The 13,634-nt window shown below is 40.4% G+C and carries 14 protein-coding genes; 2 read left to right on the forward strand and 12 right to left on the reverse strand.

The window, feature by feature from the left end; genetic code table 11:
• Genes AC27IJ_RS18925 through AC27IJ_RS18935 form a run of 3 tightly spaced genes read right to left on the reverse strand, consistent with a single transcriptional unit; the run spans position 1 to position 2,823 of the window.
• Entirely contained in the window at positions 1–1,173 is a 1,173-nt protein-coding gene (locus AC27IJ_RS18925; RefSeq protein ID WP_487150211.1) for a glycoside hydrolase family 5 protein, read from the reverse strand.
• Positions 1,174–1,201: 28 nt separating this feature from the next.
• Entirely contained in the window at positions 1,202–1,429 is a 228-nt protein-coding gene (locus AC27IJ_RS18930; RefSeq protein WP_312444519.1) for an HPr family phosphocarrier protein, read from the reverse strand.
• A gap of 23 nt (positions 1,430–1,452) precedes the next feature.
• The gene (locus AC27IJ_RS18935; RefSeq protein WP_487150213.1) at positions 1,453–2,823 is read right to left on the reverse strand and encodes an MFS transporter; all 1,371 of its coding nucleotides are present in this window, start codon (positions 2,821–2,823) and stop codon (positions 1,453–1,455) included.
• A gap of 255 nt (positions 2,824–3,078) precedes the next feature.
• Between AC27IJ_RS18935 and AC27IJ_RS18940 the strand changes: the two genes are divergently transcribed.
• Positions 3,079–3,942: an AraC family transcriptional regulator gene (locus AC27IJ_RS18940; protein WP_312444524.1), complete on the forward strand. Its 864-nt coding sequence runs from the start codon at positions 3,079–3,081 to the stop codon at positions 3,940–3,942.
• 576 nt (positions 3,943–4,518) lie between these two features.
• Here AC27IJ_RS18940 and AC27IJ_RS18945 read toward each other — a convergent pair.
• The 8 genes from AC27IJ_RS18945 to AC27IJ_RS18980 form a co-directional block, all read right to left on the reverse strand.
• Complete coding sequence (locus tag AC27IJ_RS18945) at positions 4,519–5,004, reverse strand: DUF4489 domain-containing protein (RefSeq protein ID WP_312444525.1); 486 nt, start codon at positions 5,002–5,004, stop codon at positions 4,519–4,521.
• Between the two features lie 631 nt (positions 5,005–5,635).
• Positions 5,636–6,493 (reverse strand): aldo/keto reductase, encoded by an 858-nt coding sequence (locus AC27IJ_RS18950; protein ID WP_487150216.1) that lies wholly within the window; start codon positions 6,491–6,493, stop codon positions 5,636–5,638.
• A gap of 16 nt (positions 6,494–6,509) precedes the next feature.
• Positions 6,510–7,517 carry an alpha/beta hydrolase gene (locus AC27IJ_RS18955; RefSeq protein WP_487150218.1) on the reverse strand — a complete coding sequence of 336 codons (1,008 nt, stop codon included), beginning with the start codon at positions 7,515–7,517 and terminating at the stop codon, positions 6,510–6,512.
• Between the two features lie 27 nt (positions 7,518–7,544).
• A complete protein-coding gene (locus tag AC27IJ_RS18960; RefSeq protein WP_487150220.1) occupies positions 7,545–8,381 on the reverse strand; it encodes an SDR family oxidoreductase in 837 nt (278 codons plus the stop codon).
• Positions 8,371–8,919, reverse strand: a complete 549-nt coding sequence (locus AC27IJ_RS18965; protein WP_487150222.1) for a flavodoxin family protein — start codon at positions 8,917–8,919, stop codon at positions 8,371–8,373. Before AC27IJ_RS18965 ends, AC27IJ_RS18960 begins: the two co-directional genes overlap by 11 nt.
• Positions 8,916–9,245: a carboxymuconolactone decarboxylase family protein gene (locus AC27IJ_RS18970; RefSeq protein ID WP_487150224.1), complete on the reverse strand. Its 330-nt coding sequence runs from the start codon at positions 9,243–9,245 to the stop codon at positions 8,916–8,918. The genes AC27IJ_RS18965 and AC27IJ_RS18970 overlap by 4 nt, the downstream gene beginning before the upstream one ends.
• 2 nt (positions 9,246–9,247) lie before the next feature.
• Positions 9,248–9,667: a cupin domain-containing protein gene (locus tag AC27IJ_RS18975; protein ID WP_312444536.1), complete on the reverse strand. Its 420-nt coding sequence runs from the start codon at positions 9,665–9,667 to the stop codon at positions 9,248–9,250.
• Positions 9,664–10,173, reverse strand: coding sequence for a flavodoxin (locus tag AC27IJ_RS18980; protein WP_487150226.1), 510 nt, complete (start codon positions 10,171–10,173; stop codon positions 9,664–9,666). Before AC27IJ_RS18980 ends, AC27IJ_RS18975 begins: the two co-directional genes overlap by 4 nt.
• Positions 10,174–10,291: 118 nt before the next feature.
• Here AC27IJ_RS18980 and AC27IJ_RS18985 point away from each other — a divergent pair, with 118 nt between their 5' ends.
• Positions 10,292–11,188 (forward strand): LysR family transcriptional regulator, encoded by an 897-nt coding sequence (locus AC27IJ_RS18985; protein WP_487150228.1) that lies wholly within the window; start codon positions 10,292–10,294, stop codon positions 11,186–11,188.
• 232 nt (positions 11,189–11,420) lie between these two features.
• On the opposite strand, the gene AC27IJ_RS18990 is transcribed toward AC27IJ_RS18985, so the two are convergent.
• Complete coding sequence (locus AC27IJ_RS18990; RefSeq protein WP_487150229.1) at positions 11,421–13,628, reverse strand: DEAD/DEAH box helicase; 2,208 nt, start codon at positions 13,626–13,628, stop codon at positions 11,421–11,423.
• Positions 13,629–13,634: the final 6 nt, after the last annotated feature.

The raw sequence follows: 13,634 nt of genomic DNA on the forward strand, positions 1-13,634 counted from the left end.
TTATGCGTGTTCAACGGGAAACCACCCCTGGGCTACTGATTTGTCAAAATCCCAGGAATCCCAGCCAATCCATACCGGTTCATTGACCGTATCCAGCAATAGTTTATAATTCCAGTAAAAATATCCATTTCCGACATTCCATGCATCCAGCTGTACTTTTGCAAGTTCCTCATAGATTTCCTTTTTTTGCTTAGGCGTATAAAATTCCTTTTCCACACCTTCTATGCCATTGAGTACCGATTGTCCGCCTTTGGTGTCATGTCCGCATATAAGCGAATTAAACAAACACCATTCTCCGCAAATTACAGGGCAATACTGCGCCATCTCTTTAATGGGTGCCTCATATTTTTCTTTCACATAAGTGACATATCCTTCCACACTTTGGGGACAACCGTCTATTTCTGCCATCATCAGATATTGGTGGGTATCCAAAATAATATTTTCAAACTCTTCTTTCAGCATGAAATCCTTCCAGACGGAAAAATTAAATCCATCATGAAATACGACTGACTTTTCTGCCGTCATATGTTTCCGAATCCGCCCGTACGCTTCTATATAGAATTGTTTGAGAAACTCCATGGGAACCGGGGCGTTATACTTTGCCATTTCCTTATCTACCGGTTTGTACCTTTCCTCTATATTGAAGGAATCCCATGCCGCTTCCGTTAATGGTTCATTGACAGGCTCTATGCCTAGAAGGCCTTTTCTATTTCCATATCTTTCTGCTAATTTTTCCAAAAGGCCTAATGTGAATTCCACATTTTCTCTGCTGCTTGCCCAAGTACACACCCCGGATAATCCACCATTATCAAATCCGTTCTGGCTGCCTGGCACTGTATGCAGATCAATCAAAATCTGCAATTCATACTTTTCTGCCCAGCCAAACGCCTTATCCAGTTCTTCAATACAACCAATAAACGGGGGGCAGTCACCAAATATAAAATAAGGAACCGGTATTCTAACTGCATTCATATGATGAGATTTAATAAGCGCAAAATCCCTTTCCGTGATATACTCACTTCGATGCACCTTAATTCTTGCCTCATACACTTCTTTTGACAGCTGCCGGGGAAGATAGTATTCATCTTCAGCTGTTGTTCCGGCAAATAATGCCGGACTCATCCATTTCTCCAGCACCAGCCAATTTCCAAGATTTACTCCTTTGATCTGCATTGTTCTCCTCTCCTTCTTCTTATCTTTACTATACAAGAAAATCTCTGAATTTTTCTGTCACTTCTATTTCATCATCACTATCCACCAGTAATGTCAGCGGCTGTTCCAAATCCAAACTGAAAATTCCCATAATAGATTTTGCATCTACATAATATTTTCCAGTCTGTAAATCTACATCACAGCTATATTTTGAACATATATGATTAAACTTCTCTACTTCTTTCATGCTGTTTAATTTTACACTTTTTTTAATCAAAATTTGAACCTCCGGTGTTTTTTTTATTTGACTGCACGTTCTTTTAAGTCTGCAATAATTCCATCAAATTCTTTATCCAGTTTCCAGAACTTCATAATAACCAATCCGATCGCATATACCCCTATTGGTATCAATACAAAGCAGATACGAATAGAGAACAGTGCGGAAGCTGACTGTACTGCCGCTCCTCCTATGTATCCTCCCGCTGCCAGAATCCAGCCAAGCATTGCAGAGCCAAGACCGCTTCCAACCTTATACCCGAAACTGCAGGCGCTGTTCACCAATCCAGCCGTCCGATATCCTGTCTTCCACTCTCCATAATCAATGGTATCCGATACCATTGCCCACATGGTAGCTCCGCCACAGGCTCCACCGATACCACGAATGATACTGGAAATTATAATTAACGTTGCCGAACCACCTGAATAGGTAAGAACCAGCATTCCCGCAATATTTACAACTAACCCTGCCACAAATACATCTCTTTTTCCAAATCTCTTTACAAAGTTTGCTATAAGAAACATACATAAAATCTGAGCTACATTCATTGTGCTGTTAATGGTCGCTACCAAATTAGAATCGCCAAGAATTTCTCTTGCAAAATAAACAGTTGCACCTCCATTGATAGAAAGATTCAGAAAGAAAATGGCAAGCACTACCGTAATCATAATCCAATACTTATTTTTTAACAGTGCTTTAATTCCTTCTTTAAATGAAACGACAGTTACTTCCCCTGTTTTCTCTTCCTCCACCGTTTTTACTCTTTCCTTCGTGCCAAAGAAATTAATTAAAAATGCAATCACTGACAATAGCCCTAACACACAAAATGTCTTTGTCCAGGCACTGGCATTATTTCCAAAGAATTCCACTAACGGCAGGGTAAAAGTGTTAATGATCAATGTCCCTGCTGTTGCCAGCAGATTTCGAAAAATACTAAGTACGGAACGTTCATATGGATCCTGTGTCATTAACGCATTCAATGTAGAATATGGAACATTAATTGCAGTATAGATAATAGTAGAAGCCAAATTGTAAGTAATAAATACATACACTAATTTAGGTGTCTGTGCCCATCCCGTGGGTACTGAAAACAATAAAATTCCCGACACTGCAAATGGGATACACATTCTTAACAGCCAAGGTCTTGCTTTCCCAAAACGAGATTTTGTTCTATCTACAATCACCCCCATAATAATATCACTGATTCCGTCAAAAACTCTGGATACAAGCATAATTGTTCCTACTGCCGCTGCACTTACCCCAGCGTAATCTGTGTAATAAAATAACAGAAAAGCTGTCATTGAAGTGTAAATAATATTACACCCGAAATCTCCACACCCATAGGAAAAACGCTCCACAAATCTTCGCAAAGTTAATTTTGTCTTTATTTCCATAGTTTTCTCCTTATTTTGTACAAAAAACGTTTGCCGTAAAAGTTTATATTAAGTTCCGCGCGCCTTATATTGTGCTTAAAATATAACATAAATACTTTTTTCATCATAGATTTTATCTTGACGATAAGGTAGGTTAATATTGACTTTTTTTCTCCATGCATTATACTTAATTTGAATTTATTCAGAACCGGACTGAAATCATTGATAATAAACTATCAATAAACTATCATAACTTGGTTTAGGAGAGGCGCCTATATGAAAGAACCAGCAGAACAGCTTCGCATACATGAATATGTGGAAATACCATCTACAAAAGATATTTATTTTAAACATTATTTTGATCAGGGGCGTCTGGTATCTAACCACTGGCACAATGAAGTAGAGATTATTTATTTGTTAAAAGGAAATCTGGATGTCTCCATTGGCAGCAAGACCTTGCATTATCAGAAAAACGACCTTGTTCTTATTAATTCCAAAGTAGTTCATTCTACTATATGTACAGCACCTAATGAATCTATATTGGTACAAATCCCTTATACTTTTTTAAAACGGTATATTCCGGACGTCGATAGATATATGTTTTATATAGACTGTTTTTCTACAAATCCGATTGTCCAGACAAAAATTACCCAGCTAAAAGAAACGCTTCAAAAAATGCTCATTGTTACAGAATTTCACCCTGAAGGAGAATGGTTACACTTTGGTTCTCTTCTATTTGAATTGCTATATCTTCTATACCACGATTTTAAAATTACAGATCCTCAGGCCGGGTTTCAACAACAAGCAAAAAACCTAAACAAATTGGATTCTGTATTAGATTACACACAAAAGCATTACAACAAATCGATTTCTCTAGATGAAATTGCCGATATTGCAGGATTCCAGTCCCAATATTTTTGCCGTTTGTTTAAGAAAAATATGGGGGTGACTTATCTGCAATATCTAAACGAAATCCGTTTATCACACATTTATCAAGATTTAATTACAACTGAACTTCCTATCCAGGAAATATTGGAGCAACATGGATTTACCAATTATAAATTATTCCGGAAAGTATTTGCTCAGAAATTCCAAATGACACCTTCAGAGATCAGAAATTTACAAAACAAAAAGCAATAATAACTATACTTACTTGCCGGACAGCTTATCACATTCCCTGCAGATGTATGTATTGATGTTTAATTTAATAAAAAAAGCTGCCAACAATAAAACCCCCTATGTACTGAGGGCTTTAGTCTTAGCAGTTTTTCATTTGATAAAACAAAATCTATATTCTTCTGGCATAACACTATTTTATAATCTATGATAAAATTTATCTGTTCCTAATCCATAATAATTTGGTACACCAAACAATATAACAACCCATCGTTCTCTCCAAACTCCGCATTTACGTTGGTGTGCCACCTTTTTGTGGGAAAGATGTGCAACCGTCTCCACATGCGGTGGCACGGAGTTTTTATACTACTTGGCGAAAGAATTTATTATAACAGCACGGCGAGGTAAATTTTCCTGTTAATTCACCCCACTTACCCCTTTTAAATGAAATCATCCCTTATTTCACACGATTCGTGTGTTCAGGAGGATCACGGCCCATATAAAAAATGGCATTGGTTCTTAATCTCTCCAATGCCATTTTACTCTCTCCACAAACAATCTACTTTGTCACTTATTTTATAGAGGAGATTATAAACACGCTTAATTATCGCAGCCATTTTCGGTAACAATGGCGCTGAGTGTTGCACCACCGATAACAGGACTGACATTAAACGTAACTACAGCCAGATAGGTGCAGCAGTCATTCATGCAGGAATCACAATCACATACATTAAAGCTAAAAGTATCAGATACCGTTGTAGCAACTGATCTGGAATATACATATATTCCGCTAACCGGAATGAGGGCCATCTTATCTGAACACTCTTTAAAGATTTGAAATCTATAACTACCTATTACACCTATAACAACATTCGCAGTAAATGAAAGCAGGATACAAGGATGCTCAAATCCTGAAGTATTAATCTGTAATGTAGCAATAGTTCTCGTTATTTCTACTCCAGTTAAATTAGCAAATGAAACATATCCCGGACTTCCGCATCTTAATACAGCTGCGTTTAATTTTTCTTGTTTCTTCTCACAACAACAGTCATCGCAGTGGTATTCACATTCACAGTCATGATTCATATAAAAGTCTCCTTTGATTAGGATTATATTTAATTAAATTTGATAACAATTTTAATAATTTTTACCTGCATCTTATACATTATTATAGTACGATAATTTTAGAATTGTGAATGGCCCAGGATAATGGACTTTTAAATGGTATCCTTATGAATATATCAGGGCTTAAAGTCCTGCTTGTCTGCAAAGCTGATACTGTCCCAATTGCTCAAAAAACGAAAACCAGGGCGATTCTGCCTAGGCAAATGGCCTTGACATTCAGAATTGCTATTTTAATAGGGAACTAAAAAAAGGCCATAGGCTATCCATATATGGAAAAATCTATGGCCTTAATTTTTAAATTGGCACTGGTGCCTTTTTTAACTTTCAATAATCCTGATTCCAACTATCTTTTGTACTATTCCATATCTCTTGCTGGTCAATCTTTGTTTTCATATCTACATGCTAAGTGCATTTGCTACAATCGGTGCCATTAGCATACCCCTCTTCCTCGATCAATCAATTCGATTGATGCATGGAATCTCTTATCTTCTTTTGATGAAATCCTTCGGATGCTTGATTTCGTATCTATAATGGTATACCTGATAAGAAAACAGCCTGATGGCGTTTCACCATGAGCGGTACGTACGTTTCCTTAATTGTTTTTACGTTCTTCAACCATTTTCACAAACCATTCTACCATAGCAGGATCATAATGGGAAAAGAAGGAACTTTCATTTTTATCAAGTGCAGAAATTATTTCCATATCGCTATCACTCAATTCAAAATCGAATACGTTAAAATTTTCTTTCATTCTCTCATAATGTGTTGATTTTGGAATAACAGCAACGCCGCGTTGAATATGCCAGCGAAGCATAACCTGTGCCGTTGTCTTTCCGTATTTATCTCCGATTTCTTTAAGCGCCTTGTCTTCAAATAAACCGCCTCGTCCCTCGCCAAACGGTGCCCACGCTTCAATCTGAACACCATATTTATCCATATATAGCTTGGCTGCAATCTGCTGATTATATGGGTGTGTTTCAACTTGATTTACCATAGGTCTGATTCTGGCAAAAGAAGCGATATCTACCATGCGATCAGGATAGAAATTTGAAATACCAATTGCAAGAAGCTTTCCCTCCTCGTACAAATCCTCCAAAGCTCTCCACGCACCATAGTAATCCGAGAAAGGCTGATGCAAGAGCATAAGATCAAGATAGTCCGTTTGTAGTTTTTTCAATGATTCTTCCACAGATTTTTTACAGCTTTCATAACCATAATGCTCAATCCAAACCTTTGAAGTCAGAAAAATATCTTCCCTTGGAATACCCGATTTTTTGATTGCACTGCCTACTTCCTCCTCGTTAAAATAGGATTGTGCTGTATCAATGGAACGGTATCCTGCTTTCAGCGCATCCAATACACAGCGTTCGCATTCGTCCTTTGTCACCTGATAAACTCCGTAACCCAGTATTGGCATTTTTATTCCGTTATTAAGCGTTACATATTCCATAATAAACCTCCTCGTATTAATTCAAATTTGTCTTAAAGAATTCTTCCATTTTATTAAATGGAATCGCATCCTTACCACCGCCATCATACAAGTCTGTATGCACGATACCGGGAAGAATTAGCAATTCTTTGTTATCTGCATAAGGATTATCCTTTACCATATTGGAAAAAGCGTCCCTGCTGAAATAGCAAGAATGTGCCTTTTCTCCGTGAATGACCAGAACAGCACTACGGATTTCGTTGCTGTACTGTAAAATCGGCATATTCAAAAAGGACATACCACCCGTAATATTCCATCCCTCGTTGGAGTTCAGCGAGCGCTCATGATAGCCACGCCGGGTCTTATAGTAATCATAATAATCCTTTACAAAGAACGGTGCGTCATCAGGAAACGGATCAACAACACCGCCGCCACGCACATAAACGCCATCGTTGTATTCCTTGGTTCTCTGTTTGTTTAGGGCTTTACGCTTTTCATAACGTGCGGCTTCGTTGTCCTCGGAATCAAAGTAACCATTGGCATTTACTCGACTCATGTCATACATCGTTGAGGTTACGGTTGCTTTAATTCGTGTATCTATTGCAGCAGCATTCAGTGCAAGACCGCCCCAACCGCAGATACCTATAATGCCGATTTTTTCAGGGTCAACATTGTCCTGAACGGACAGAAAATCCACTGCCGCCTGAAAATCCTCTGTGTTTATGTCCGGGGACGCCATATATCTTGGCTCGCCGCCGCTTTCGCCTGTAAATGACGGGTCAAAAGCAACGGTCAGAAAGCCACGCTCCGCCATCGTCTGTGCATACAAGCCTGAGGACTGCTCCTTTACTGCGCCGAAGGGGCCGCATACGGCGATTGCAGATAATTTATTATCCTTTGCATCCTTTGCATCTTTTGGTTCATAAAGGTCTGCTGCAAGTGTAATTCCATAGCGATTATGGAATGTCACCTTACGATGATTTACCTTATTACTTTTAGGGAACACCTTATCCCATTCTTCTGTCATATTCAATTGTACCATCATACACTACCATCCTTACTTAAAATTGTCTTATTTCTTCTGTTTCAATTCTCCATAGTAAAAAGAAGCCGTTGCACCACCGTCAATCAAAAACGTAGAACCAGTAATAAACGCACCCTTGCCGCTCATCAAAAGTTCTGCAACATTTGCAACCTCATCAGCAGTTCCGGGACGTCCGGCAGGACATTTTGCAAACATATTCTTGTAGAAATCTCCTCTCGGTCCGTTGAACTCATCTATTGCCAAAGGAGTCACAATTATCCCCGGTGCTATGGCATTCAGCCTTGAACCTCGTTTTCCCCATTCCACCGCTTGCGCCATTACTCGCTTTTCATTACAGCGTTTTGCAAGCTGATATGCATGAAGTGTATCTTTGATGTTTTCTTTTTGCAGAAGCTCAAGACCTAAAAGCTTCTCTGCAGGTGTGCAGGCAAGTTGTTCATCCTGCTCGGCAGTCAATGCAGGCATACGAAATCCCGATTGACTGGAAATCGTTACGCCAACGCCCCCCTCGCAGATTATTTTTCCAACTTCCTCAAGAAGTACTGCTGTGCCGTATAAATCCACCTTTAGAATCGTTTCAATCGGAGCCTGACTTGGTGATACCCCTGCGGCATTGACAAGCATTTTGATATCGCCATATTTCTGTCCCTCTGCAATCATAGACAGTATGGATTCTCTTGAGGACAAATCCATTTGAACCGGAATAACATCAAAGCCAGCCTCATTCATGATCTTTGCGGTGGACTGTGCATTTTCAACTTTCTTATCACCGACAATAATTTTCATGCCACAGCCCATTCTGCGGGCAATGGCCATGCCAATCTGCCCTGCACCTGCCCAAAGCATTACATTTTTAGAACCCATATTTTATTGCCTTTCCCATCTCATACGCTTCATCATAAGCAGGGCTAGCCTCGATCTCGCCAATCTGCCATGCACCTGTCCCATAGATGATACCAGCTTCCTTTGCGCCATCAAGACAATCCTCCGTAAAGCCACGAAATGCTTCCATTGTACGCTCTAAATTGGCTTTTTCGGTATCTGCTGCGGTCATAATAAAATAAAAATCCTTATTGCTGATTTCTGTATATCTCGGCACCGTTCGATCAATAAAGGTTTTCATCTGTCCGTCCATGGAATAAAAATAAACAGGAGTAGCAAGCACCATAACATCTGCATTTACCATTTTATCAAGGATTTCCGCCATATCGTCCTTCTGAACACATTTGTGAGTATGATTGCACACACCGCATCCATGGCAGTAACCGATATTTTTTGACGCTATAAATACCTTTTCCACATTGTGCCCGCTTTCTCTTGCACCCTGTGCAAAGCGGTCGCACAGCATATCTGAATTGCCGTTTTTTCTCGGACTTGCCGATAGGATCAGTACATTCTTCATTTTGCCGCCTCCTCCCATACCTCTTTTGCCATGGGAAAAGCCGCCCATGCCTTAGGCCAGCCTGCATAAAAAGCAGCATGGGTCAGTATTTCCACAATTTCTTCCTGCGTAACTCCATGACTTTTTGCATTTTGCAAATGAAATTTCAAGGAATTATCCAAAATCCCACTTGCCATAAGTGCTGTAACTGTGACAATACTTCTATCCCTTGCTGATAATTGATCTACTCTTGACCATACCTGGCCAAACAGAACATCATCATTCAGCTCTGCAAACTTCGGAGCAAATACCCCAAGCTCATCCCTTCCTGCTGTTACCTTTGCCAATTTTACACCTCTATCTCCAAATTTTCGTATTCGTTGTCCGAAACCGGCTCGCACCATTCTGTTTTACAGTTCTCTCCAGGTACTTCCATGGCCAAATGCTGAAACCATGAATCAGCCGAAGCGCCATGCCAATGCTTAACACCCGCCGGAATGTGAACCACATCTCCCGGTTTTAGCTTTCTCGGCTTCTGTTCCCACTCCTGATACCAGCCCTCGCCAGCAGTAACAAGCAGCATCTGACCGCCGCCATGATCAGCGTGATGTACATGCCAGTTGTTACGGCACTTCGGCTCAAAGGTTACGTTGCCGATTGCCACCTGTTCGGTGGAAAGCATATTCAAATAGCTCTGTCCGATAAAATACTTTGCAAACATATCATTTGTATTACCAATGGGGAACACACTCATTTCTGTTGGTTTCATTCTTTTGTCCACCTTTCCATCGCTTTTCTTGATTTTTCTACATTACTTCCGTGAATTGCAAGGCCTTTAGCTACATTAGCAGTCGGACACAGCCGTTTTATGTCCCTTTCGCTTACTCCCATACCGCTGCCCTCATGAGTACAAAACGGCTTAATCGTTTTGCCACTGAAATCAAAATGCTCCAGAAACGCAAATACTGCCATGGGCATAGTACTCCAGTAATTCGGAAAGCCAAGATAAATGGTATCGTACTCACTGAGGCTATCGGGATATGTCTTTAGTTCAGGGCGGGCATCTCGTTTTTGATCGGCCTGCGCCTCGGCGATGCACTCGTTATAACCTTTTGAATAGGGCCTTACCTGTTCGACTTTTAATATATCTGCATCCGTAAACTCTTTGATGATAGACGCAGCAACTTCCGTATTTCCAACTGTAAGATATTTCAGTATGCCGCTCACATAGTTTTCATCCGCTCTTGAATAAAATGCTATCAATTTATTAGACATTTCCTGCACCTCTTTCTTTGTTCCTGCCTTTATTATAGAGCGGAATCCCTTGACCGAGAATCTCCGATGTGTTAATGTAGTATAAACCATAAGTTTATACTTTTGATGGAGGTATGACATGTATAATCCACTTTTAAATACATTTATTACTGTTGTCGATTGCGGCAGCTTTGCAAAAGCAGCCGGAGTTCTGTATATTTCCTCGACTGCTGTTATGAAGCAGATGAACTCTTTGGAAAGTCATCTTGATTTGAAGTTAATCGAACGCACTCCTGCCGGAATACATTTAACAGAAGCCGGAGCGGTCATATATCGTGATGCGAAATTTTTGATTGACTATTCCGAAAAATCTGTTTCAGCCGCAAAGGCCGCTTTACACGCAAATGACACAACCTTTTGTGTTGGTACATCCTTACTGAACCCTGCGAAACCCTTTATGGATTTATGGTACCGTGTAAACAAAGAATTTCCCGAATACAAGCTGCACCTTGTCCCCTTTGAGGACAACCACGAGGGCATACTCTCGGAAATTGAAAAGTTAGGAGAAAAATTTGATTTTCTTATTGGCGTATGTGACTCACAGAAATGGCTTTCACGCAGTAATTTTCTGCCGCTTGGGCGATACAAAAAGATGATTGCGGTATCGAGAGAACACCGTCTTGCAGAAAAAAAATGCATAGATATAGAAGATTTGTACGGAGAAACGCTGATGATGGTACAGCGTGGGGATTCCGGCGTAAACGATTTCATCCGCAACGAGTTGGAAAAGCACCACCCGGAAATCCATATTGAGGATACACCGCATTTTTACGATCTATCTGTCTTTAACCGTTGTGCAGAAACAGGAAATGTCCTGCTTACTATTGAATGCTGGCAGGATGTTCACCCCGGACTGATTTCCATTCCAGTCAATTGGGATTACAGTATCCCCTATGGACTACTGTACAGCATGGAGGCACCGGAGGATGTACTGAGATTTGTTCAGGCAGCAAAGAATATCACTGAGAATACTTGATTGAAGATAGCAATATCAATTATACAGTAATAGCCGGAGTACTGTAATATGTACTCCGGCTATTAGATTCTTGTAGAAATTATGGGACAAGTGCACCTACTCAATCATCCTGAAATGCTTCAATGCTCCCTGAATTGCTGCCTCTTTTTCCGGTGGTCAAACCGCATTTTTGCTTAATCCGAGAAATTTACAGACTGGAAACTTTTAGCTGATATTTTCTGATACATAGGCTTTAACTCCCCCTGTACTCAAGTGCCTCTTTTAACCCTTCAAAATCCAAATAATCCTCAATAAATTGTTTGCGTAGTAAGTGAAAAGGAATAAATTCGTTATATTTACCGTCAATCTGTATTTTCTCAGGTAAAGGAAGCTCATATAAATCCAGATCAGATTTTATAATATCGAAAATAATATATTCCAATTCTTCTTTCGTTCCAGTAAAATTTACCTCTAAATAGACACAAGTGATCCAAGGATGTTTACTTTTTATTTTCCTTTTCAACAACGCATAATGAAGAGTTAATAGCTGTCGTGTCCCCACCCAAGGGAACACCGCATATTTTATATCGGAAAGAGGGGTAACCAGATTTTCTAAAATACCGCTATTCCGGGCAATGTATTGTATTTCCGTTAATCGTTCACGGCACCTTTCACTCAAGTACGGATACGTCAAATCACCCTGAAGAATGCTGCGGACCTTTTTTACTAAAACAGTATGCAGCTCCGCATCGAAATCCACGTCCCAGTCAACGACTGAAATTCCTGGAACTTTTTTAACAAAAATAACCTTTGATTTTGTATTGACATCAACCGTTTCCCATGTCATGCCCGCCAATGCAAAGCGAGTTCCAACAGGGTAAATCTTGTCAACAGTACCGATTGTGCGGTTTTCATCTTTAACAAGCAAATATTCCGGTGCAAGAAAAACCGTGAGAAAATGATGACTATTTACAATCTTTTCTCCTTCTCTTCCGATCATCAGGCCCCCATGTTCTGTTCGCTGTAATTGCTCAATGTTAATAAGATGAGTCAATAACTGTTTATAATCCTCCTGGGAAATATGGCGAAAGCAACCCAAAGTAAGGATAGCCTGCGCAAGAGCTGCAGGAGAAAGTTCACCACTGCTTTTTAAGTGGCTCATCGATTGATGATACAGAAGGTTATACGCATGATGATGCGGATATATTGGTTCTATCCAATGGTCCTTTATATACAGCTCAATAATAGCAATTGTTCGGATAAATTCCCAATTGATAGGCCCCAGTGTATCAGCTGGATTAATTCGGATATCTTCAACAAAGGTGAATAGCAGTTGTGGAACCTGACCTCGGCGTCCACATCTGCCAAGCCGCTGTGCAAAGCTGGAAACGCTGAGCGGGGCGCCGACCTGTACTGCCTGATCGAGCGAACCAATGTCAATACCTAACTCCAATGTAACGGTTGCACCGGTGACAATTTTATCATCACTTGATTTCATCTCATCCTCTGTGTATTCGCGAAGCAACGCAGAAACATTTCCGTGATGGACCCGGTAAACATCGGGCGCTTTTTTTTGTAACGCAATTTCACGAAGATTTGCCATAACAAGTTCAGTTTCTTCCCGGCTGTTTGTAAAGATGATAGTCTTTTTATCAAGCGTCATCTTAAATAAATATTCGTAATGCTCACGATCACCCATATTCCCGCCTGTTACAACCTTGTTATCGCTTGCGTCGTTGTCAGCGATATCACGCTCATCGTGCAGGTTAACAAAACGTTCCACATGAAGTTTGATACGCTTCTTTCCATCTTCCGTTATGGGAGCGGCACAGTTACGGCCGGTTCCTGTATTGAGCCAGTTCTGTGCGAAAGACACATCACCGAGCGTTGCCGAAAGGCCGATACGCCTTGGATTTACGCCAGTCAGCTTTTGAAGTCGTTCTAAGATGCACAACAGCTGAACACCGCGTGCATCGCGCATAAACTGATGTACTTCATCAATAATGACAAATCGCAAATCAGAGAACATTTGGAGGCAAGCGCCACGCTTATTGGTTAGAAGGCTTTCAAGTGATTCCGGGGTGATTTGGATAATCCCTTCCGGATGCTTGATTAACTCATTTTTCTTGGTTTGGGATGCGTCACCGTGCCATTTGCATACAGGAATATGTGAATCAGCAAGTAACTGCTCAAGGCGTTTAAACTGGTCGTTAATAAGAGCTTTCAGCGGTGAAATATACATTACGCCTACCGAACGGGAAGGTTTCTCATACAGCTCCGTAAGCACAGGCAAAAAAGCCGCTTCGGTTTTTCCAGAGGCTGTGCCAGAGGAAAGCAGTAAATTGTCATCACTGCCCCAAATGGCCTCGCAAGAGGCAACCTGAATTCCACGCAATTCCTCCCATTTGTTCTGATATATGAAATCTTGTATGAAAGGAGCAAGTCTGTTAAATACATCCATCTTCGT

This window comes from Lacrimispora sp. YZC11, from assembly GCF_057543815.1.

What these genes read in the sequence shown, in the direction of transcription:
- AC27IJ_RS18985 (WP_487150228.1), top strand. Translation starts at nt 10,292, where the DNA reads ATGTATAATCCACTTTTAAATACATTTATTACTGTTGTCGATTGCGGC.
- AC27IJ_RS18955 (WP_487150218.1), bottom strand. Translation starts at nt 7,517, where the DNA reads ATGATGGTACAATTGAATATGACAGAAGAATGGGATAAGGTGTTCCCT.
- AC27IJ_RS18925 (WP_487150211.1), bottom strand. Translation starts at nt 1,173, where the DNA reads ATGCAGATCAAAGGAGTAAATCTTGGAAATTGGCTGGTGCTGGAGAAA.
- AC27IJ_RS18975 (WP_312444536.1), bottom strand. Translation starts at nt 9,667, where the DNA reads ATGAAACCAACAGAAATGAGTGTGTTCCCCATTGGTAATACAAATGAT.
- AC27IJ_RS18940 (WP_312444524.1), top strand. Translation starts at nt 3,079, where the DNA reads ATGAAAGAACCAGCAGAACAGCTTCGCATACATGAATATGTGGAAATA.
- AC27IJ_RS18990 (WP_487150229.1), bottom strand. Translation starts at nt 13,628, where the DNA reads ATGGATGTATTTAACAGACTTGCTCCTTTCATACAAGATTTCATATAT.
- AC27IJ_RS18980 (WP_487150226.1), bottom strand. Translation starts at nt 10,173, where the DNA reads ATGTCTAATAAATTGATAGCATTTTATTCAAGAGCGGATGAAAACTAT.
- AC27IJ_RS18965 (WP_487150222.1), bottom strand. Translation starts at nt 8,919, where the DNA reads ATGAAGAATGTACTGATCCTATCGGCAAGTCCGAGAAAAAACGGCAAT.
- AC27IJ_RS18960 (WP_487150220.1), bottom strand. Translation starts at nt 8,381, where the DNA reads ATGGGTTCTAAAAATGTAATGCTTTGGGCAGGTGCAGGGCAGATTGGC.
- AC27IJ_RS18950 (WP_487150216.1), bottom strand. Translation starts at nt 6,493, where the DNA reads ATGGAATATGTAACGCTTAATAACGGAATAAAAATGCCAATACTGGGT.
- AC27IJ_RS18945 (WP_312444525.1), bottom strand. Translation starts at nt 5,004, where the DNA reads ATGAATCATGACTGTGAATGTGAATACCACTGCGATGACTGTTGTTGT.
- AC27IJ_RS18935 (WP_487150213.1), bottom strand. Translation starts at nt 2,823, where the DNA reads ATGGAAATAAAGACAAAATTAACTTTGCGAAGATTTGTGGAGCGTTTT.